The 22,999-nt window shown below is 75.2% G+C and carries 2 protein-coding genes; both read right to left on the reverse strand.

The features are described from left to right. Nucleotides 1-141 precede the first annotated feature (141 nt). Entirely contained in the window at nucleotides 142-7,788 is a 7,647-nt protein-coding gene (locus KUM39_RS07935; protein ID WP_217784711.1) for a non-ribosomal peptide synthetase, read from the reverse strand. Next, nucleotides 7,785-22,673, reverse strand: coding sequence for a non-ribosomal peptide synthetase (locus tag KUM39_RS07940; RefSeq protein WP_217784712.1), 14,889 nt, complete (start codon nucleotides 22,671-22,673; stop codon nucleotides 7,785-7,787). Before KUM39_RS07940 ends, KUM39_RS07935 begins: the two co-directional genes overlap by 4 nt. Nucleotides 22,674-22,999: the final 326 nt, after the last annotated feature.

Raw genomic sequence — 22,999 nt, forward strand, 5'->3', positions numbered from 1 at the left:
CGGGACTGCCCGGCGGGCCGGGCACGACGGGGACGGGTTCCACCAGGACCGGGCGACGAGGAGCGGTACGACGACGAGGACTCCGGCTGGGTGCGGAGCCGAGGGCGACGGCGGGACGGGGGTCCCGCCGTCACCGTGCGGCTACTCGGACGCGGTCGGAGGCGTCGGCCGGTGCGGGACTTGGCCGTCCCGCACCGGCTCGGGCAGGAACCCGGTGCGCCGGAAGTGGTCCAGGTAGCGGGTGAGCACCGTGTCGGTCAGCCTGGGCAGGTGGACGCCGAGGGCGCCCACCGCCTTGGCGGTCCGGCCCGACTCGAACCGCCGCACGTCCGCCGCGTGCCCCTCCTGGGCCCCGCCGCCCAGGAAGAGCTGCGCCGCGTTGTCGTGCCGTGCGGCGACGCGCTCCCGCCATTGCGGCGCGGGCACGGTCGCCAGGTCGTACCCGAGGCGGGCCGCCACCGCGAAGACCCGGTCGAGACCCGGCGCGTCCGGGTTGGTGAAGTGGTACGTCTCCCCGTCCGCCCCACCGGCGTGGACCAGCGCCACGATGCCCCGGCTGACGTACTCCACCGGCACCCAGTCGGTGGAACCCCACGGCAGGTCCGGTACCGCCCCGGCCTGGAGGCAGCCCTTGATGAGCTGCCACAGCAGGTCACGGTCCTGGCAGGCGCCGGTCGTGGTGTCCCCGCCGATCCGGCCGGGCCGGTGCACGGTCACCGGCAGCCCGCGGTCGCGCGCGAGCCCCACCAGGCCCTCCGCGACCCACTTGCTGCGGGCGTACCCGTCGGGCAGCCGGTCGGCGGGCCCGGTCGAGGTGGCCTCGGTGATGATGACCGGCCCCGGACCGGAGGCGGGGGCGAACACCCCGGTGGTCGAGACATGGTGCAGACCCGGCGACCCCGAATCCGCGAGCAGCCGCAGCAGTTCCTCCGTGCCCGCGACATTGGGCGCCCGCAACTCGCCGTATCCGGCGGCGAAGTTGACGCGGGCGCCGTTGTGCACCACGGGCCCCAGAGTGCGGGCCAGACGCGCGCGGTCCTCGTGCGAGAGACCCAGGCCGGGAGCGGCCAGATCGCCCGGCACCGGGCGGATCAGCGGCTCGTAGCGCGGCTGCCAGAGGCCGTAGTGCTCCAGGTTGGCGCGCAGCCGTTCCGCCGCCCGGTGCGGGTCCTCGGCCCGGACCAGGCAGGCGACCGGTTCGCCGGTGCTCTCGATCAGGTCCCGCAGCAGGAACGCGCCGAGGAAGCCGGACGCGCCGGTCAGCAGAGGGCGCGTGGACGCTCCACCGGCCGCGGTGAGAGCCGCGGCGCGGGACGCCGCCGTGATCTCCGGCGCGAGTCGGACCTCGGCCGCGAGATCGGCCCCGGCCGTGGCCCCGGCCCCGGCCGTGGCCCCGGTCGCGGCCGTGGCACCGGGTCCGGCCTCCGCGCCGCCCGCGGCCCCCGTGCCGTCCTCCCGCGCCGCGTCGTCCAGCAGCCGGGCGAGACCCGCGACGGTGGGCGCCGCGAACACCTCGCGCAGCGACAGCCGCCGACCGCAACGGTCCTCGATCCGCTGGGCGAGGGTCACCGCGAGCAGGGAGTGCCCGCCGAGCGCGAAGAAGTCCTCGTGGACACCGACTCTCGGCACGCCCAGCGTCTCCGCGAACGCCGCGCGGACCGCCCGCTCCCGCTCGGTGCGGGGTGCGGTGCTCCCGCCGGACACGGTCGCGGCGGGCGCGGGCAGGGCGGCCCGGTCCGTCTTTCCGTTCGGGGTGACCGGCAGGGCGTCGAGCCCCATGAACACGGTCGGCACCATGTGCTCGGGCAACACCTCCGCGAGCGCCGCGCGCGATTCCGCCGCCTCCGGAACCGTACGGCCCGCCTCCGCGACGGTGTACGCGACCAGACGCGGACCGCCCGGCCCGTCCTCACGGACCGTCACGCACGCCGAGGCGATGCCGGGCAGTGCGCACAACGCGGCCTCGATCTCGCCCAACTCGATGCGGAAACCGCGCAGTTTCACCTGGTCGTCGGCGCGGGAGACGTGCACGAGGTTGCCGTCCGCCGTCCAGCGGGCCAGGTCGCCCGTGCGGTACATCCGACCGCCCGCGCGGTCGAACGGGTCGGCCGTGAACCGGGTCGCGGTCAGCGCGGCACGCCCGTGGTAGCCGCGCGCCAGCCCCGGCCCGGACACGTACAGCTCGCCGGTCACTCCGGGCGGCACGGGCGACAGCCGGTCGTCCAGGACATGGACGCGCGTGCCGTTCACGGGGGCCCCGATGGGCACCGTACGGTCCGGGGCGAGCGGACCCTCGGCGCACTGGACGCCGCTCATGGTGGCGCACACCGTGGTTTCGGTCGGACCATAGGCGTTGACCACATGGCGCCGATGCGCCCAGGCACGCACCAGGTGGGGCGGGCACGTCTCACCGGCCAGGACGAGCGTGATCCCCTCCGGCAGCGAACCGGGCGGCATCACCGCGAGCGCGGCGGGCGGCAGGGTGAGGTGGGTGGTGCCGCGCTCGCGCACCGCGGACGCCAGGGCGGCGCCGGGCAGCAGCGCGTCGCGTTCCCCGACGTCCAGACAGGCGCCGGAGAGCAGCGCCATGCACAGCTCCCAGAACGCGGCGTCGAAACTGACGGACGCCAGTTGCAGCACCCTGCTGCCGGGACCCACGCGCAGCCGCTCGCGCTGCGTCCGCACCAGCGCGCCCACGCCCTCATGAGTGACCAGCACACCCTTGGGCCGTCCGGTGGAACCGGAGGTGTGGATGACGTACGCCGGAAGCCGCGGGTCGGCGGACCGGGCCGACGCCACGGGCGGCGCGGACGCCGCCTCCGCGACGAGGTCGCCCAGGAACACGCGCTCCACGGGCAGACCGGGCAGCCCGCCGCCCGCCTCGGGCGTGGTCAGCAGCAGGAGCGGCCGGGAGTCCTCCACCATGTGGGCGAGCCGCCGGGCCGGGTACGTCGGGTCCAACGGCACATACGCCGCACCGGACTTGAGCACGCCCAGCAGGGCGACCGGCAGCTCTCGGGTACGGGGCAGCGCGACGGCGACCCGGTCCTCCGGGCCGATGCCCCGAGCCGCCAGCGCGGCGGCCACCGTGTCGGACAGGGCGTCCAGTTCGCCGTAGCCGAGCATGCCGCGGGCGTCCCGCACGGCCGGGGCGTCCGGGGTGCGCCGCGCCCACGCGGCGAACAGCTCCGGCACCGTGGCGGGCCGTTCCTCCACGGCCGGACCCGTGCCCCAACCGGCCAGTCGCACCCGGTCGGCGTCGGTGAGCACGTCGTAGGCGCGCAGCGGGCGGTCGGGGTCGGCGGTGACGGCGGCGAGCAGCCGCACCAGCCGCGCCCCGAGCCCCTCGACGGTGGCCGCGTCGAACAGCTCGGTCGCGTAGTCCACGGTCACCTCCATCGCGCCCGGCGCGCCCCCGGCGCCGCGGGTCTCGGTGAAGGTGAACGACAGGTCGAACTTGCTGACCCCCAGCTCGACCGGCACCGGGGTCACGGCGAGTCCGGGCAGCTCCACCGCGTCCGCGGGGGTGTGGTTCTGGAGCACCAGCATCGTCTGGAACAGCGGATGATGGCTCTGTGAGCGCGCCGGGTTGAGGAGTTCCACCAGCCGCTCGAACGGGATGTCCTGATGGGTGTACGCGGACAGGTCGAACTCCTTGACCCGGTCCAGGAGTTCGCGGAACGTGGGGTCGCCCGACAGATCGGTGCGCACGACCAGGGTGTTCACGAAGAAGCCGACCAGGTCGGCGGCGGCCTCGTCGGTGCGTCCGGCGACAGCGGTGCCCAGGGGGATGTCGTCGCCCGCGCCGTGCCGGGACAACAGCAGGGACAGCGCGGCCTGGAGCACCATGAAGACACTGCTCCCGCCCGCGCGGGCCAGGTCCGCGATGCCCCCGGCGGTCGCGGCGTCCACCCGGAAGGTGCGCGTGGCGCCGGTGTGCCGGGGCACGGCGGGCCGGGGCCGGTCCCAGGGCAGCTCGACCAGCTCCGGGAGGCCGTCCAACGCCCCCTTCCAGAAGTCGAGTTGACGCGCCATGACGCTGTCCGGATCGTGCTCCTCGCCGAGCACGTCCCGCTGCCACAGGGTGTGGTCGATGTGGTCCACGGCGAGCGGCGCCCAGCCGGGGGCCGTCCCGCGCACCCGCGCCCCGTAGGCGTCGGCCAGATCCCGGACGAGCGGGGCGAGCGAGGACCCGTCGGCGGCGATGTGGTGCACCACGACCACCAGCACGTGCGACGTGGAGGTCAGCCGCAACAGGGTTGCCCTGACGGGGAGTTCACTCTCGATGTCGATGCACTCGGCGGCGGCCCCCGCCACCGCGTCGGTCAGCCGCGCCTCCGTGGTGTCCCGGACGGTGAACGGCGCCGACCGCGCGCCCGGCTCCACGACGTGCTGGCGGGGCGTGGGCCCGTCCGCGGGGAAGAGCGTGCGCAGCGCGGAGTGCCGGGCCACCACGTCGGCCAGCGCCGCGCGCAGCACCCCGTGGTCGAGCGGCCCGTCCAGCCGTACGGCGAACGGGATGTTGTAGGTCGCGGACGGCCCGTCCAGCCGGTGCAGGAACCACAGTCGCCGCTGCGCGTACGACAGCGGCAGCACCGCCGGGCGCTCGCGGCGGGCCAGCGGCGCACGGGCTGGCTCACCCCCCGCCGCCAGGACGGCGGCCAGGGATGCCACCGTGGGGTGCTCGAACAGGGTGCGGATGTCGGTCTCCGTGCCCAGCGCGGTACGCACCCGGCCCGCCAGCTTCGTGGCCAGCAGTGAATGCCCGCCCAGCGCGAAGAAGCTGTCGTCCACACCGACCCGGTCCACACCCAGCACGTCCGCGAACAGCCCGGCGAGGATCTCCTCGTGCGCACCGCGCGGCAACCGTCCCGGCGCACCGGTCCGGACGGCGGGGGCGGGCAGGGCCGCCCGGTCGGTCTTGCCGTTGGAGGTCAGCGGCAGCGCGTCCAGCGGCACGATCACCGAGGGCACCAGGTAGGCGGGCAGCCGCCGCCCCAGGTGCGCGGCCAGCCGCTCGGGGTCGGCGGTGCGCCCCGGCGCGGGGACCACATAGGCGGTCAGCACACGATCGCCCGGCAGATCCTCACGCACCAGCACACAGGCCGCCCGCACCGAGGCGTCGGCGCACAGCGCCGCCTCGATCTCGGCCGGTTCGATGCGGTGACCGCGCAGCTTGATCTGCTGGTCGGCGCGGCCCACATGGTGCAGCAGCCCGTCCGCGTCCCGGCGCACGACGTCACCCGTGCGGTACATCCGCGTGCCGTCCCCCTCGAACGGGTCGGCGACGAACCGGACGGCCGTCAGTCCGGGCCGCCCCGGATAGCCGCGTGCCACCCCGGGCCCCGCGAGGTACAACTCGCCCTCGGCGCCCGCCGGGACCGGGCGCAGCGCCCCGTCCAGCACATGGGCGCGCACACCGTCCAGGGGGCGGCCGATCGGCGGCGCGCCCCCGTCCGGCGCGTCCGACGGGACCCGGTACAGGGTGGCGAACGTCGTCGTCTCGGTCGGCCCGTAGACGTTGACGACCGTCGTGCCGGGGTGGGCGGCGGCCAGCCGCTGGAGGACGCCGGGCGCGGCGGCCTCGCCGCCGCAGGCGGCCAGCCGCAGCAGGCCGAGGGCGCCCGGATCGGTCTCGGCCACGACGTTGAACAGCGCGGTGGTCAGGAACGCCGCCGTCACCCCGTACCGCGCGACGAGGTCGCGCAGTGTCGCGGGCTGGAGGGTGCCCTCCGGGGCGACGACGATCCGGCCGCCGCCCAGCAGGGGAGCCCAGATCTCGAAGGTGGACGCGTCGAAGACGTATGCGGAGTGCAGCAGGACCGCCTCCACCGCGCCGCCGGACCAGGCGCGGTGCGCGGCGAGAGCGGTGATGTCCCCGTGCGTGACGCCCACGGGCTTGGGAACACCGGTCGAGCCGGAGGTGAACATCACGTAGGCGAGCCGGTCACCCCCCGGCACGGCGGGCAGCGCACCGGGGCGGCGCGGCGCGCCACGCAGCAGCCGTCCGGCCGAATCCACGGTCAACACCGTTATGCGGGAGTCGAGTTCACGCACCCAGGGCAGCTCCGCGGTCTCCTCGTCCACGATCACCGCGCGCGGAGCGCAGACCCCGGTCACCACGGTGAGACGGCCCGTGGGCCAGCGCGGATCGAGCGGAAGATACGCGGCCCCCGCCCGCAACACCCCCAGTGACGCGGTGACATGGGCGGTGGAACGGCCGAGCAGTACGGCCACCGGGTCCTCGGGGCCGATGCCGTGCCCGGTGAGGGCCGTGGCTAGGTCGGCGGCGAGTTCCTGGAGCCGTCCGTAGGTGAGTTCCTCGCCCGCGCCGGTCACGGCCACGGCGTCCGGGCGCCGCGCGGCCTGCCGGGCGACCGCGTCGGGAACACTCAAGGCGGGTTCGGCGAGGACGAGTTCGTCACCGCGTCCCAGCGTGATCAGCGCCTCGCGCTCCCCGTCCAGCAGCAGCGGCACCGCGTCGGCGCGCACGTCGAGACCGTCCGCCATCGCGGTGAGCAGACCGCGCAGCCGGGCCACCGTACGGGCCACCTCCGCCCGGTCCAGCGCGCCGGGGCGGTGGCCGAAGGTGATGCGCAGCGCGTCCTCGCCCGGCGCGATGGTGAGGGTCAGCGGATAGTGGGCCGCGTCCGTGCCGTCGATGCCGGTGACGTCCAGACCGGGCAGGCCCTGCCGCGCGGTGCGCAACGCCTCCGCGTCCAGCGGGTAGTTCTCGAACACGGCCAGGGTGTCGAAGAGTTGATCCAGACCGGTCGTGCCCGCGATCTCCGTCAGCCCCACGAACTGGCTGCCCAGCAGCCGCCCCTGCTCCTCCTGGAGCCGGGTGAGCAGCGTCCGCAGCGTCTCGCCCGGCACCGGACGCACCCGCACCGGAACGGTGTTGATGAACAGGCCGACCATCGACTCCACACCGGGGATCTCCGGCGGACGGCCGGAGACGGTCGTACCGAACACCACGTCCGCACGCCCGGTGAGCCGGGCCAGCACCAGCCCCCAGGCGCCCTGCACCAGCGTGTTCAGGGTGAGCCGGGCCTCGCGTGCCGTCTCGCGCAGCCGCAGCGCGGTCGCCCGGTCCAGCTCCAGCACCAGCGACTCCGGCAGCTCCGAGGCCCCGCGCGGCTCCACCGGCTCCCGCCCCGCCAGCAGCGTCGGCGCCTCCAGCCCGGCCAGCGCCTCCCGCCAGGCGTCCAGCGCGGCGGCCCGGTCCTGTCCGGCCAGCCAGGCGAGATACGTGCGGTACGGGGTGACGCGGGGCAGCGCACTGTCGTCGCCCTCGCGGGCGTACAGCTCGAACAGCTCGCGGACCAGCAGCGGCAGGGACCAGCCGTCGAACAGCAGGTGGTGGCTGGTCATCACCAGCCGGTACCGGCCGGGCGCGGTGCGGACCAGGGTGAACCGCATCAGCGGCGGGGTGTCCAGAGCGAACCGGCGCACCCGGTCGGCCGCCAGGAACGCGGTGAACCCCTCCTCCGGATCGGCCGCCGACGACAGATCCAACTCCGTCACCGGCAAGGGCACTTCCGCCGCGACCGCCTGCACCGGCTGGTCCAGGTCCTCGTGCAGGAACCCGACCCGCAGGTTGGCGTGGCGGCGCAGCAGGGTGCGCACGGCGGCGTGCAGCGCGGGCACCCGCACGGTCCCCTCGACGCGGAACACGAACTGCGTGGTGTACACGTCCACGGCGGCGGAGTCGTAGAGCGAATGGAAGAGCATGCCCGCCTGCAACGGCGTCAGTGGCAGCACGTCCTCCAGCTGGAACCCGGTCACTTGCGTCCACCCCACCTGTTCTGCAGTCGGTCGATCTGGGCCTGGTCCAGGGAGACCAGGGGAAGGTCGGACGGCGTGTAACCGCCCGCGTCGGGCTGTTCGGCGTGTTCGGCGACGGCCCGCAGCGCACGGCTGAAGAACCCGGCGAGGATCTCCACGTCCGCGGCCTCCAGGAGCCCGGCGGGCCAGGTCCAGCGGGCCACGAGGACGGGACCGTCGGCGTGGTCCTCCGTGTGCGCGTTGATGTCCAGGACGTGGTGGACGGGCATGTCCGGGTCCTGCCCGCGCGGTTGACCGCCGTCGAGCAGCACCTCCCAGTCCGGCCCGTCCACCCCCTGGTCCGACGTCGCGTACCTGCCGAGGTAGTTGAAGCCGATCTGCGGATGCGGGGCCGGACCCAGCCGGGCGCCCGTGTCCGGGGCAAGGTGCCGCAGCACACCGTGGCCGACACCGTGGTCGGGGATCGCCCGGAGCTGCTCCTTGACCAGCTTCACCGCGCGGTCGATCAGCGTGACGTCGTACCGCCCCGTGTCCCGCAGGTCACCGGGTCCGGGATCGAGCCGTACCGGGTACATGCTGGTGAACCAGCCGACCGTCCGGGACAGGTCGAGGTGGTCCGCGAGCTGTTCCCGGCCGTGCCCCTCCAGGTCCAGGAGGACGGCGGTGCCCTCCGGCCGGGCCGCACCGCCCGTCGCGGCGCGCTGCTCCCGCCACGAGGTCACGGCCAGCGCGAGCGCCGTGAGCAGTACGTCGTCCACGCCCGCGTGGAACGCGGTCGGCGCGGTGGTCAGCAGCGGGCCCGTCCACCGGGCCGCCAGCCGGGTCGTCACCGTACGGGTGCGACCCGCCGTGTCCAGCTCCGGGTCGAGCGGCCGGTCCCCGAGCAGCGGATCGGGAGTCGCCAGGATGCCTTCCCACAGCGGCAGTTCGCGGTCCCGGCGCGGACCCTCCGCCTCGGCGGCCAGGAACGTGGCCCAGCTCCGGTAGGACGTGGGGACGGCGGGCAGCGCGGCCCCGGAACCGGTGGTCACCGACGCCCAGGCGGTGGCCAGATCCTCCGCGAGCACCCGCCAGGACACCGCGTCCACCGCCAAGTGGTGCACCACGAGCAGGAGTCGGCCCGGCGTGTGCGGTCCCGCGTCGGCCCACACCGCCTCGACCACCCGGCCCGCTCCGGGCCGCAGCCGCTCGCGCGCCCGCTCGCCCGCCTCGACGAGCGCGGCCCGCACGGCGTCCGCGTCCAGCCCCGAGGTGTCGATCCGGGTGAGGCGCTCCCGTGCCACCACCGCTCCGGGCGGCAGCACCCGCAAAGCGGGCGTCCCGTCCGCGCGGACCACCCGCATCCGGAGCATGTCGTGCTGGTCCAGCATGAGTTGGAGGACCGCGGCGAGAGCGGGTTCGTCCGCGCCGACCGGAGTGCGCAGCACCGCCGACTGGTTGTAGCCGTCGCCCGGCCCCGGCCGGCCGAGGAACCACGCGGCGATGGGCGTGGCCGGAAGATCGCCGGTGCCCTGCTCCGCCGGGTCCGCCGTCCGCTCCGCCACCTCCCGCGCCACGGCCGCGATGCCCTCCGGCGTACGGTGCGCGAACACGTCGCGGGGTGTGACGGTGAGCCCGGCCCGCCGCAGCCTGCCGACCAGTTGGATGGAGAGGATGCTGTCGCCGCCCAGCGCGAAGAAGTCGTCGTCCGCGCGGACCTCCTCGGCCCGGAGCACGGAGGCGAACACGTCGCACAGCACGCGCTCGCGCGCGGTACGCGGCTCGCCGCCCGCCGCCCTGCCCTCTGCACGCGCGGGCTCCGGCAGGGCACGCCGGTCGGTCTTCCCGTTGGGCAGCAGCGGCAGGGCGTCCAGCCGCACGAACGCGGCGGGCGTCATGTACGGCGGCAGGGTCTCGGCGAGGTGCCGGAGCAGGGCCGCGTCGGAGAGGCCGGGGGCCCGGTCGGCGGGGCCGCCGCCGAGCGGGTCGCCGTCCGTCCGGCCGCCCTCCACCACGTACGCCACCAGCCGCCGTTCCCCCGGCCGGTCCTCGCGGACGACCGCGCACGCGGCGGTGACGCCGGTCAGCGCCGTGAGCGCCGCCTCGATCTCGCCCGGCTCGATCCGCAGGCCGTTCAGCTTGACCTGGTCGTCGGCACGGGCGACATAGCCGAGCAGCCCGTCCGCGTCCCGCCTGACGAGGTCGCCGGTGCGGTACATCCGGCTCCCCGCGGGGCCGTGGGGGTCGGCCACGAAGCGGGTGGCGGTCAGCCCGGACCGCCCGAGGTACCCGCGCGCGAGCCCGTCGCCCGCGAGGTACAACTCGCCGGTCACGCCCGGCGGTACGGGCCGCAGCCGCGCGTCCAGGACGTACGACCGGGTGTTGTCGATCGGCCGGCCCAACGGCACGGTGCCCTCGGCCGCCGGGGTGTCGTCGGCGCGGTGGGCGGTGGCGTCGATGGTCGCCTCGGTCGGGCCGTACAGATTGTGCGTCCCAGCCCGCCACTGGCGGCCGATCTGCCCGGCCAGGGCCGCCGACAGGGGCTCGCCGCCGCACAGCACCGCCCGCAGCGCGCCGGGCGGCGGCTCGGCCGTCGTCTCGGCGAGCACCACCGCGAGGTGCGACGGCACGAACTGGGCGACGGTGACCGCCAGTTCCCGCATCCGGGCGACCAGCGCGGCCGGGTCGTGGTTCAGCGCGGGCGGCACCGGGCAGGTCGCGCCGCCGTGCAGCAGCGGCAGCCAGGTCTCCCACACCGAAGCGTCGAAACTCGGCGACGTGCGCGCCAGGACACGGTCGTCACCGGTGAGCCGGAGGTGACCGGCCAGCCACGCCATGTGGTTGGTGAGCGCGGCGTGGGTGACGACGACGCCCTTGGGACGCCCGGTGGAGCCCGATGTGTAGATGACGTACGCCGCGTCCCGCGGGTCCGGCCCGGCACCGGGAGGCAGTTCGGGGCCGTCCCACCCGGCCGGGTCGTCCAGGGTGAGACACGGCACCGGCAACTGCCGCGCCCGGGTGCGGTGCGCGTGGGTGAGCAGGAGTGCCGGACGGGCGTCGTCCAGCATGTGCCGTACCCGCGCCTCCGGGTGGTCCAGGTCCACCGGCAGATACGCGGCACCCGCCTTGGCCACCGCCAGCACGGCCACCGCCTGGTCCGGGGTGCCCTCCAGAGCGAGCGCCACCAGATCGCCCCGGCCGACGCCCCGGCCGCGCAGATGCCGGGCGAGGGCGTCGGAGAGCCGGTCCAGCTCGGCGAAGGTCAGATCGCCGCGTACAACCGGTCCGCGCACGGCAGCGTCGCTGTGTGACCCCGCCCCATGTGCTCCGGCCCCATGTGCTCCCGCTCCATGTGCTCCGGCCTCATGCGGCTCTGCCCCCTGTGTGGCCGTCCCCGGAGTCCCCGTCCCGCCGTCGCCGTACACCGCGACCGCGTCCGGCGTACGGGCGCACTGCGCGCGGAACGACTCGGGCGCCGTCCGTGCGGCGACCGTGCGCACCGGGCCGTGCGCCGCCCGGTCCAGCCGCTCCCGTTCGGCCGCGCTCAGCACGTCCGTGTCATGGACGCGCCGCCCCGGTTCGGCGGCCAGCGCGGCGAGCAGCCGGGTCAGCCGCTCCGCGAGCGCGTGCGCCGTCGCGGGCTCGAACAGCTCGGTGGAGAACTCCAGCACACCACGCAGCCCGGCCGGGGACCCCGCGTCGTCCTGGGTCTCGGTGAAGGTGAACGTCAGGTCGAACTTGCTGATCCCGGTCCGTACGGGCTGCTCCGTGACGGTGAGACCGGGCAGTCCGAGGTCGGCGCCGCCCTGGTTCTGGAGCACCAGCATGGTCTGGAACAGCGGATGATGGCCCTGGACCCGCTCCGGGGCGAGCGCGTCCACCAGCCGCTCGAACGGCAGGTCCTGGTGGTCGTAGGCCGCGAGGTCGAACTCCCGCACGCGGTCCAGGACTTCGGCGAACGTCGGGTCACCGGCCAGGTCGGCGCGCAGCACCAGCGTGTTGACGAAGAAGCCCACCAGATCGTCCAGGGCCTCGTCGGTGCGGCCCGCGACGGCGGTGCCGAGCGGAATGTCGTCGCCCGCGCCGTGCCGGGACAGCAGCACCGCGAGGGCCGCCTGGAGCACCATGAACAGGCTGGCGCCCCGCTCACGGGCGAGGGCGGCCAGCGCCCGGTGCGTACCGGCCGGGACCGGGAAGGCGAACGCCTCGCCCCGGTGCCCGGACACGGCGGGCCGGGGCCGGTCGCACGGCAGCTCCAGCAGGGCGGGCGCGCCGGTCAGCGCGGTGCGCCAGAACTCCAGCTGGCGCGCCGCCCGACTGCCGGGGTCCGCCTCGTCGCCGAGCAGCGCCCGCTGCCACAGGGTGTAGTCGGCGTACTGCACGGCCAGAGCGGTCCAGCCCGGCTCCTCGCCCATGAGGCGGGCCCGGTAGGCGGTGCCCAGGTCGCGGGCGAGCGGCGCCAGGGACCAGCCGTCGCCCGCTATGTGGTGCACCACCATGACCAGCACGTGCGAGGTGGTGCCCAGGCGCAGCAGGCGGGCCCGCACCGGCGGCTCGGCGGCCACGTCGAACGTGTGCGCCACCTCGGCGGCCAGAACCGCGTCCCGTTCCGCCGGGCGGACGTCACGCGGGGTGAGATCGAGGTCGGCGCCGCCCTCCAACACCGCCTGGCGCGGCACCCCGTCGCTGTCCGGGAACACGGTGCGCAGACTCTCGTGCCGCCCCACCACGTCCGCGAGCGCCTCCTCCAGCGCTCCCGTGTCCAGCTCACCGTCCAGACGCAGCACCAGCGGCACGTTGTACGTGGCGCTCGGACCCTCGAACCGCCCCAGGAACCAGAGCCGTTGCTGCGCGAACGACAACGGCAGCGGATCGGGCCGCGCACCGGCCCGCTCCAGCGGCGGACGGCTCTCCCCGGCACGGTCGAGCACGGAGGCCAGCGCCGCCGGAGAGGGATGCGCGAACAACTCCTTGACCGGCACCTCCACCCCGAGCGCGGTGCGCAGCCGGGCGACCAGCCGGGTGGCGAGCAGGGAGTGCCCGCCCAGCGCGAAGAAGTCGTCGTCCGCGCCCACCGCGTCCCGGCCGAGCACCCCGGCGAACAGCCCGCACAGGATCTCCTCGCGGGCCGTGCGCGCGGCCCGGCCGCCCGCCGCGGCCTGCTCCGGCGCGGGCAGCGCCCGCCGGTCCACCTTCCCGTTGGGGTTGAGCGGCAGCGCGTCCAGGACCACCACGGCCGAGGGCACCATGTAGGCGGGCAGCACCAGGCCCACGGCGCGGGCCAGCGCGCCGGGGTCCGGCCGGACCCCGGCCCCCGCAACGACGTACGCCACCAGACGGCGGTCGCCGGGGGTGTCCTCACGGATCACCGCGAAGGCGTCCGCGACCCCCTCGCAGCAGGCGAGGGTGTTCTCCACCTCGCTCAACTCGATGCGATGACCGCGCAGTTTGACCTGGCCGTCCGACCGGCCCACATAGGCGATCTGCCCGTCGCCGGTCCAGCGGACCAAGTCACCCGTGCGGTACATGCGTTCACCCGCCGCCCCGGACGGGTCGGCCACGAAGCGGACGGCCGTCGCCCCCGGCCGCCCCGCGTAGCCGCGCGCCACACCGTGCCCCGCGAGGTACAACTCGCCCACCACGCCCGGCGGTACGGGCCGCAGCGAGCCGTCCAGGACGGACAGGCGCATGCCGTCCAGCGGGCGCCCCACCGGCGGCGGTCCGGTCGGCAGTTCCGCCGTCACCCGGTGGCGGGTGGCGAAGGTGGTCGTCTCCGTCGGCCCGTAGACGTGCAGGACCCGGGTGGCCGGGGCGAGCGCCGCGACCCGCTGCATGGCGTCCGGGGACGCCGCCTCACCGCCCGCGCACACCAGCCGCAGCCCGGTGAAGGCACCGGGATCGGTCTCCGCGATCACGTTGAACAGCGCCGTCGTCATGAAAACGGCGGTCACCCCGTGGGTGTGCACCGCGTCGTCGAGACCGGGGGCGTCCAGCACGCCGTCGCGCGCCACCACGATCCGCCCGCCGTTCAGCAGCGGCGCCCAGATCTCGAACGTGGACGCGTCGAAGACGTACGCCGAGTGCATCAGGACGGCGTCGGCGGCACCGTCGTGCCACGCGGAGTCCGCGGCGAGCGCCGCCACGTCCCCGTGTGTCACCGCCACACCCTTGGGCAGACCGGTCGAGCCGGAGGTGAACATCACGTACGCCGACGACGCGCCACCGGGCACCGGCAGCGGCCGGGCCGAGGCCGCGGGCGCGCCCCGCAGGACCCGCCCGGTACGGTCCACCACGACGACCGGTATCCGCCCGGCCGCCGCCTCGGCCCATGCCGTGCCGCGCGACTCCTCGTCGGTCACCAGGACACCGACCCCGGCCGCCGAGGCGACCCGGTCCAGCCGTTCCACCGGCCAGCGGCCGTCCAGCGGCACATAGGCACCGGCGGCGCGGACCACGCCCAGCGACGCCGTCACGACCGCGGCCGAACGCCCCAGCAGGACACCGACACCGGCCTCCGGACCCACCCCCAGCGCCGCGAGAGCACCGGCCAACTCCGATGACAGCACGTCGAGTTCGGCGTACGTGAGGGTGGCGCCCGCGTCGGTCACGGCGACCGCGTCCGGTGTGCGGGCCGCCCGGACGGCGAACAGCTCCGGCAGGGTCGCGTCCGCGACCCCGGCCGACAGCGGGCGCCCCGTCCCCCACCGGGTCACCCGCGCCCGCTCCTCGGACGTGAGCAGCGGCAGCTCGGCCACCGGCCGCTCCGGGTCGGCGGCGACCTGCTCCAGCAGCCGCAGCAGCCGCTCCGCGAACGCGCCGACGGTCGCACCGTCGAAGAGCGCCGTCGCGTACTCGACACCGGCGCCGAGGCCGCCGTCGCGGTTCCCGGTGAACGCGAACGTGAGATCGAACTTGCTCAGCCCGTTGTGGACCAGCCGGTCCTCCACGACGAGTCCGGGCAGGTCCGGCCGGACCCCTTCCTGGTTCTGGAGCACCACCATCACCTGGAACAGCGGATGGTGGTCACGGGCCCGGACCGGGTTCAGCTCCTCCACCAGACGCTCGAACGGCACATCCTGGTGCGCGTACGCGGCAAGGTCGAACTCCCGTACCCGCGCCAGCAGTTCGCGGAAGGTCGGACGGCCGGACAGGTCGGTCCGCAGCACGAGGGTGTTGACGAAGAACCCGACCAGGTCCTCCAGCGCCTCGTCGGTGCGGCCCGCGACGGGCGAGCCGAGCGGGATGTCGTCGCCCGCGCCGTGCCGGTGCAGCAGGGTGGCCACCGCCGCCTGGAGCACCATGAACAGACTGGTCCCCGACTCCCTCGCCAGCCGCAGCAGCCGGGCGTGCAGTTCGGCGGGCACCTCGAAGGCGTGCACCCCGCCCCTCGGGTCCGCGGTCGCCGGGCGGGGCCGGTCCAGCGGCAGGTCCAGCAGCTCGGGCAGCCCGGACAACGCGGCCCGCCAGTGGGCGAGTTGGGTGTGCAGGGGGTTGTCGGTCGCGCGGCTCCGGTCGGGGGTGCCGTCCGGGGTGCCGCCCTGGTCGGCCTCGCTGTCGCTGTCGCTGTCGCTGTCGCTGTCGCTGTCGTCCTCGCCGAGCAGCGCCCGCTGCCAGAGGGTGTAGTCGGCGTACTGGAGCGGTGTTCCCGGCCCCCACCGCGGCGGTGTCCCGTCGAGTCGTGCCCGGTAGGCGACGCCCAGGTGACGGGCGAGCGGGGCCAGCGACCAGCCGTCGCCTGCTATGTGGTGCAGGACCAGGACGAGCACATGGCGGCCGGGCGCGGAACGCAGCAGCAGCGTCCGCAGCGGCAGGTCCGCGGTGATGTCGAACGGCTCGCGCACGGCGTCCAGCACCGCCGCCTCCAGCCCGGCGGGCGCCACGCTCACGACCGGCAGGGCGGGCGCGGCCTCCGACAGCGGTACGACCCGCTGGCACGGCACGCCGTCCCGCTCGGGGAACACCGTGCGCAGCGCCTCGTGGCGGTCCACCACGTCCCGCAGGGCCCCCCGCAGCGCGTCCGGGTCGAGCGCGCCGTCGAGTTCGAGGACGAGCGGGATGTGGTACGCCGAGGACGGCCCCTCCAGCCGGTCCAGGAACCACAGCCGCCGCTGGGCGTACGACAGCGGCAGCGGACCGGCGCCGCGCGGCGCGGGCCGTACGGCGGGCCGGGTCCGCGCGGCCGGGTCCAGCGACCGGGCCAGGCCCGCCGGGGTGGGGTGCTCGAACAGCGTGCGCACGGACACCTCGGCGCCGAGCACCGCACGGACGCGGCTCACCACGCGCATCGCGAGGAGGGAGTGGCCGCCGAGGTCGAAGAAACCGTCGTCCGGGCCGACCGAGGGACGGTCGAGGACGTCCGCGAAGATCCCGGCGAGGATCTCCTCCTGCGGGGTGCCACGGCCCGGCCCGGCCGACGCGGGCGCTCCGTCCGCCGGTGCGGGCAGTGCCCGCCGGTCCACCTTGCCGTTGGGCAGCAGCGGCAGCGCGTCCAGCAGCACTATGGCGCCGGGCACCATGTGCTGCGGCACCATGTCGGCCAGCGCGTCCCGCAGTGCGGCGGTACGCGGGGGCGCCTCCCCGGCGACGACGTACGCCACCAGTTCCTGCCGTCCCGGTGTGTCCTCGCGCACCACGGCGCGGGCCGCCGAGACTCCGGGCAGGGTGAGCAGCGCGGCCTCCACCTCTCCCGGTTCGACGCGGAACCCGCGCAGCTTGACCTGGTCGTCGGCCCGTGCCACGTACTCCAGCAGCCCTTGGATGTTCCACCGCACCAGGTCACCCGTGCGGTACATCCGGGCCCCCGCGGCGCCGTACGGATCGGCGACGAAACGCTCCGCCGTCGTACCCGGCCGACGCAGGTAACCACGTGCCAGGTTCGGGCCCGCCAGGTACAGCTCCCCGGTGACCCCGGCCGGTACGGGACGCAGCCGCCCGTCGAGGACGTAGGCGCACATGGTGTCCACGGGGCGCCCGATGGGCACGGACCCGGCGAGCACGGCGGGGCCGCCCTCGGTGCCGCCCTCGGTGCCGGTGGAGCCCCCGGTGTCCTCGCCGCGCGGGACCCGGTGGGCGGTCGCGTCGATGGTCGCCTCGGTCGGGCCGTACAGGTTGTGCGCCTCCGCCCGCCAGACGCGCGCGATCTCGTCGGTGAGGGCACGCGGCAGCGGCTCACCGCCGCACAGGACGGCCCGCAGCGCGGGCAACGGCGCGGCGTCGGCCGCCTCCGCGAGCACCACCGCCAGGTGCGACGGCACGAACTGCGCGACGGTGACGGCGAATTCACGCATCCAGCCGACGAGGGCACGAGGATCGTGGTTCGCCCCGTCCGGCAGTACGCACACCTCCGCGCCGCTCATCAGCGGCAGCCACAGCTCCCACACCGAGGCGTCGAAACTCGTGGAGGTGCGGGCCAGCACCCGGTCGCCCGGAGCGAGGTCCAGGTGCCGGCCCAGCCACGCCATGTGCCCCGCGAGCGCGCCGTGGGGCACGACCACACCCTTGGGCCGCCCGGTGGAGCCGGAGGTGTAGATGACGTACGCGGGGTCGGCGGGGTCCGGGGTGTCGCCGTCGGGGGCGGTGACGCGGGTGCCCTCGGCCGAGACCGCGTGAGCCATGTGGGCTACGTCCGTGCGGTCGGCGCCCATGTGGTCCGCGTCCGTGTGCTCCGCACCCATGTGGTCAGCACCCACGTGGGCCGGTGGGGCCGCTGCGTCGGCGGGCCGGGTGGGCGCGGTCAGGTCCAGCCACGGTGTGCCGGTGTCCGGCATCGCCGCACTCACCTCGCCGGTCGTCAGCAGCAGCGCGGGCCGGGCGTCCGCCACCATGTGCCGGATGCGGGCGGCCGGATAGCGCGGGTCCACGGGCAGATAGGCGGCCCCGGCACGCAGTACGGCCAGCATGGCGACGACCGTCCCGACGCCCGGCGGCACGGCCAGCGCCACCACGTCCTCGCGCCCCACCCCCCGCGCCCGCAGTTCCCCCGCCAACTCATCGGCGCGGGAGTCGAGTTCGGAGTACGTCAGGCTCGTGACGGCGTCCCGTACGGCGACCGCTCCGGGGGTGCGGCGCGCCCAGCCGCGTACCGCCTCGGCGGCGCTCGGCGCGGGACGGGGCTCCGTCCCACCGCGCCCCAGCTCCAGCAGGCGGTCCCGTTCCCGCGCTCCGATCGCGTCGAGGTCGGCCACCGGCCGTCCGGGGTCGGCCACGGCCTCGGTGACGACGCGGACGAACCGGTCGCACAGGGCGCGCGCGGTGGCTTCGTCGAACAGGTCGGTGGCGTATTCGAGGTAGCCGCCGATACCGGCGGGGGAGTCCGGGACGAGCGCGGAACCGGCCTCCGGTACGTGTTCGGTGAGCGAGAACGTCAGGTCGAACTTGCTGATCCCCGTGTGCCGCGAGAGGTCCTCGCTCGTGATGCCGGGCAGGTCGATCCTGGCCCGCTCCTGGTTCTGGAGCACCAGCATGGTCTGGAACAGCGGGTGGTGGTCCCCGGACCGCACCGGGTTCAGCGCCTCCACCAGCCGCTCGAACGGCAGGTCGGCGTGTCCGAACGCGGCCAGGTCGAACTCCTTGACCCGGTCGAGGAGTTCACGGAACGTCGGGGTGCCGGACAGGTCGGTGCGCAGCACGAGGGTGTTGACGAAGAACCCGACGAGGTCCTCCAGCGCCTCGTCGGAGCGCCCGGCCACCGCCGTCCCCAGCGGGATGTCCGTGCCCGCGCCATGTGCGCGCAGCGTCACGGCCAGGGCCGCGTGCAGCACCATGAACGGGGTGCAGCCCGCGGTGCGGGCCAGCCGGACCAGCGCGGCGTGCGCGGGCGCGGGCAGGTCGAACGGCACCGTCCCGCCCCGATGGCTCGGCACCGCCGGACGCGGCCGGTCCAGGGGAAGTTCCAGCAGCTCCGGCGCGCCGCTCAACGCCTGCCGCCAGTAGGCAAGTTGGCGACCGGCGAGGCTGTCCGGGTCGTCGTCGGCGCCGAGCAGCCGGTGCTGCCAGAGCGTGTAGTCGGCGTACTGCACGCGCGGCGCGGGCAGGCCCTCGCGTGCGGCGTCCCCGGTCCTGGCCCGGTAGGCGGCGCCCAGGTCGCGGCCCAGCGGGGCGAGCGACCAGCCGTCCGCCACGATGTGGTGCAGCACCAGTACGAGCACATGGCGCGCGGTGTCCAGGCGGAGCAGCCGGGCGCGGACGGCGACCCCGCCGTCCAGGTCGAACGGCACGCCGGACAGGGCCCGCGCCCGCTCCTCGGCCCAGTCCTCAGGGCGCGCCCCGTCCGGCGGGACCTCCACGGTGAGCGGGATCAGCGGCACGGCCGCGGCGGCGTCCAGCACCACCTGCCGGGGCACGCCGTCCTCCTCCGCGAACACGGTCCGCAGGCTCTCGTGCCGGGTGACGACATCGGCCAGCGCGCCGCGCAGGGAGTCCACGTCGAGCGGCCCGTCCAGCCCGAGGACGAACGGCACGTTGTACGTGTCGCCCGAACCCTCCGCCCGGCCGAGGAACCACAGCCGACGCTGCGCCGAGGACAGCGGCACCGCTCCCGTCCGCTCCCGCGGGACCAGGGGCGGCCTGTCCCCGTCCGTACCGGCCCCGAGCACGGCGGCCAGCGCGGCGACCGTCGGGTGCGCGAAGACGGTGCGCAGGTCGAGTTCCGCGCCCAGCGCGGCCCGCACCCGCCCGGCCAGCCGGGTCGCGAGCAGCGAGTGACCGCCCAGCGCGAAGAAGTCGTCGTCCACTCCGACGACGGGCAGCCCGAGCACGTCCGCGAACAGACCCGCCAGCACCTCCTCCCGCGCCGTACGCGGAGCCCGGCCGCCGGTCGCGCCGGTGGGCGGGGCGGGCAGCAGACGCCGGTCCAGCTTGCCGTTGGCGTTCAGCGGCAGCGCGTCCAGCAGGACGAACGCCGACGGGACCATGTACGCGGGCAGCGTCCGGCCCAGGGTCCGGGCCAGCGCGGCACCGTCCGTGCGGGCCCCCTGTGCCGGGACCACATAGCCGACCAGCCGCCGGTCACCGGGCACGTCCTCGCGGACCAGGACCCGGGCGGCACGCACCTCGGGGTCCGCGAGCAGGGCGTTCTCGATCTCACCGGGCTCGATGCGGAACCCGCGCAGCTTGACCTGGCCGTCCGCGCGCCCCGCGTACTCGACGGCACCCTCGGCCGTCCAGCGGGCGAGGTCCCCGGTGCGGTACATCCGCCCGCCGTCCGGGCCGTACGGATCGGCCACGAAACGCGTCGCGGTCAGCGCGGCCCGCCCCTGGTAGCCGCGCGCCACACCACGGCCGCCGACATACAACTCGCCCACCACACCGGGCGGTACGGGCCGCAGCCGCTCGTCCAGGACATAGACGTCCATCCCGTCCAGGGCCCGGCCGATCGGGGGCACGCCCGCCGTGTCGGCGCCGACCGGGTGCCGGGTGGCGAACGTCGTGGTCTCGGTGGGCCCGTACACGTGCAGCACGGTCGTGCCGGGAGCCGCCCCGGCGACCCGCCGCGTCCGGCCGGGGGTGGCGGCCTCGCCGCCGGTGGCGACCAGCCGCAGCCCGGTGAAGGCGGCGGGGTCCGTCTCCGCCATCAGGTCGAACAGCGCCGTCGTGAGGAACAGCGCGGTGACGCCGTGGCGCGCCACGGCCTCCCGCAGCCCGCGCGGCTCCAGCCCGCCGCGCGGGGCCACCACCACCCGGCCGCCGTTCAGCAGCGGCGTCCAGATTTCGAACGTGGAGGCGTCGAAGACGTACGCCGAGTGCATCAGCACGGCGTCGGCGACACCGTCCCGCCACATGGTGTCGGCCGCCAGCGCCAGCACGTCCGCATGGGTGACCGCCACACCCTTGGGGACACCGGTGGAGCCGGAGGTGAACATCACGTAGGCCAGGTGGTCACCGCCCGCCGGGGCCGACGGCCGTCCGGTGCGCTCGGGCGCGCCGCGCAGCAGGGTCCCGTCCTCGTCCACCACGAGCACCGGGAGCGTGGCGGACGCCCGCGCGACCCACTCCCGCCCGGCCGAGGCCGCGTCCACCACCAGGGCACGGACACCGGCGGTTCCGGTGACGCGGTCGAGCCGCTCCGCGGGCCAGGCCGGGTCCATCGGCACATAGGCGGCGCCCGCGGTGACCACGCCGAGCGTGGCCGCCACGACAGCGGCCGAGCGGTCCACCAGCACGCCGACGCCGTCCTCCGCGCCGACCCCCCAACCGGCGAGCGCGCCCGCCAGTTCGTCCGCCGTACGGGCCAGGGCGCCGTAGCTCAGGGTGCGGGAGCCGTCCTCCACCGCCGTCGCCCCGGGTGCCCGCCGCGCCTGTGCGGCGAACGCGGCCGGGAGCGTGGTGTCCACCGTCCCGGCGGGCAGGGCGTGGCCCCGCCCCTGTTCCAGCACCGCTCCCGACGCCTCCGCGCCGAGCAACGGCAGCGCGTGCAGCGGGGTTTCGGCGTCCGCCTCCGCGAGCGCGGTCAGGAACGAGACGACGGCCCGCCGGTGCAGCAGCACGTCATCGGGGTGGTACAGCTCGGAGTTGGTGTCGAACCCGATCAACGGCCCTTGTCCCTCGGCCCGTTCGGACACGAAGAGGGACACGTCGTCCACCGGGCCGATGGACAGCAGCCGGGAGGTGGCCGGGCTGCCCGCGAAGTCCAGGTCGTACGCGAAGCCCATGACGTTCACCACGACATCGGTGAGCCGGGCCGCTCCGTCCGCCATGTTCAGCTCGCGGGCGAGCTGTTCACGGGAGAAGCGGCGGTGCCGGAGCGCCGCGCGCATCTCGGCCGCCACCGACCGGATCAGGGAGCCGACGGTCATGTGGGGGTCCACGGCCAGCCGCAGCGGCAGGATCGTCGAAGTCATGCCGACCACGTGGCGCAGCCCACCGGCCCTGCCGTGCGAGGCCAGTCCCACCCGGAAGTCGCGGGTGCCGGTGACCCGCGCGCCGTAGGCGGCGACGGCGCCGACGAGCACGGCGCTCCACGTCGTCCGGTTCTCGGCGGCCAGTCGGCGCAGGCCGTCGAAGACCTCGGTCGGCAGGGTCTCGCCGGAGTGCAGCACGGCGGGCGAGGAGGCCGCACCGGTGCCGGTGCCGGTGCCGGGGGCGGGTGCGGGGGCGTCGGTGCGGCGGCGGATGAGGGGTGCGGCGGACCGCTCGCCGGGGTCCTCGGTGTGCCGCACGCCGGGCACTCCGGCGCCGTTGTCGCGGGAGTTCTCGCCGTGGTCTTCCGCGAGGTTCGAGGCCGACGGCCTGTCCGGGCCCTCGGTGCTCTCCCCGGCGCGGTCGGTGAACCTGCCGGTCCAGTAGGAGCGGTCGGCCGTGTAGCGGTCCGAGGCGAGATAGGCGGCCTCGTCGTCCACGAGGTCGCGCAACGGCGCGCTGGGGAGATCAGCGGTGGCCGGGTCCTCACCTCGCGCACCGCGCGTGTACAGCTCCGCGACCGTACGGGCGAACGCGGCGCCGCCCATGCCGTCCACGGCGATGTGGTGGTAGCGCACATACCACTGGTGCAGAAGCGGGCCGAGCCGCAGCAGGGCGAAGTGGTGGTGGGGAGCGTCCAGCCGGTCCACGGTGGCCATGTCGTCGGCCATGTACCGCTCCGCCGCGGCGACGGGGTCCGGTTCGCCGCTCAGGTCTACGTGCCGCAGCCTGCTCGGGGCGTCCGGACCGGCCGGGACCACCTGCTGACGAACCGTTTCGCCCTCCCCGGTGAAGCGGAGGCGGAGGCTGTCGTGGAGGGCGACCGCCCGGTCCAGCGCGGCGGCGAAGAGGGCGCCGTCGAGTTCGCCGCGTATCTCCAAGCACTCCCCGATGTTGTACTTCGGGCTGTCCGGATCGACCAGTTGCCCATACCACACACCTCGCTGCGCCGAGGTCAGCTCGAATGGTTCCGTGAATCTCACAGTGTCGGCAGAAGAGTTTTCACGCATGCGAAAGCGACCTTTGGGGAGAGGTTGTGCGGACAGTAAGCGGAGTGGGCGAGAATTGCGGCCTGGTGGACGGGAAGTGAACTCGTGCGAGCGCATTGCGCCGACGCGGAGAAAAGGTGGACCGGGGGAGTGTGGGGGATTATTTCGCTATGCATGGAACGGTGTGGCCGAAATCTTGTGGCCGATAAGGCGGGGTCGGTCCACGCGCGTAGGAGGGCGCGCTGTGAGCGGGTGCCGGACACCGGACCACCGCAGTGTCGGAGGGGGTGGGGGGTGAAGGTGGGGTGAGGGCGGCGCGCACGCGCACAGCGGAACGGCGCACTCCG

The sequence above is a fragment of the Streptomyces corallincola genome, assembly GCF_019104725.1.
GTDB lineage: Bacteria > Actinomycetota > Actinomycetes > Streptomycetales > Streptomycetaceae > Streptomyces > Streptomyces corallincola.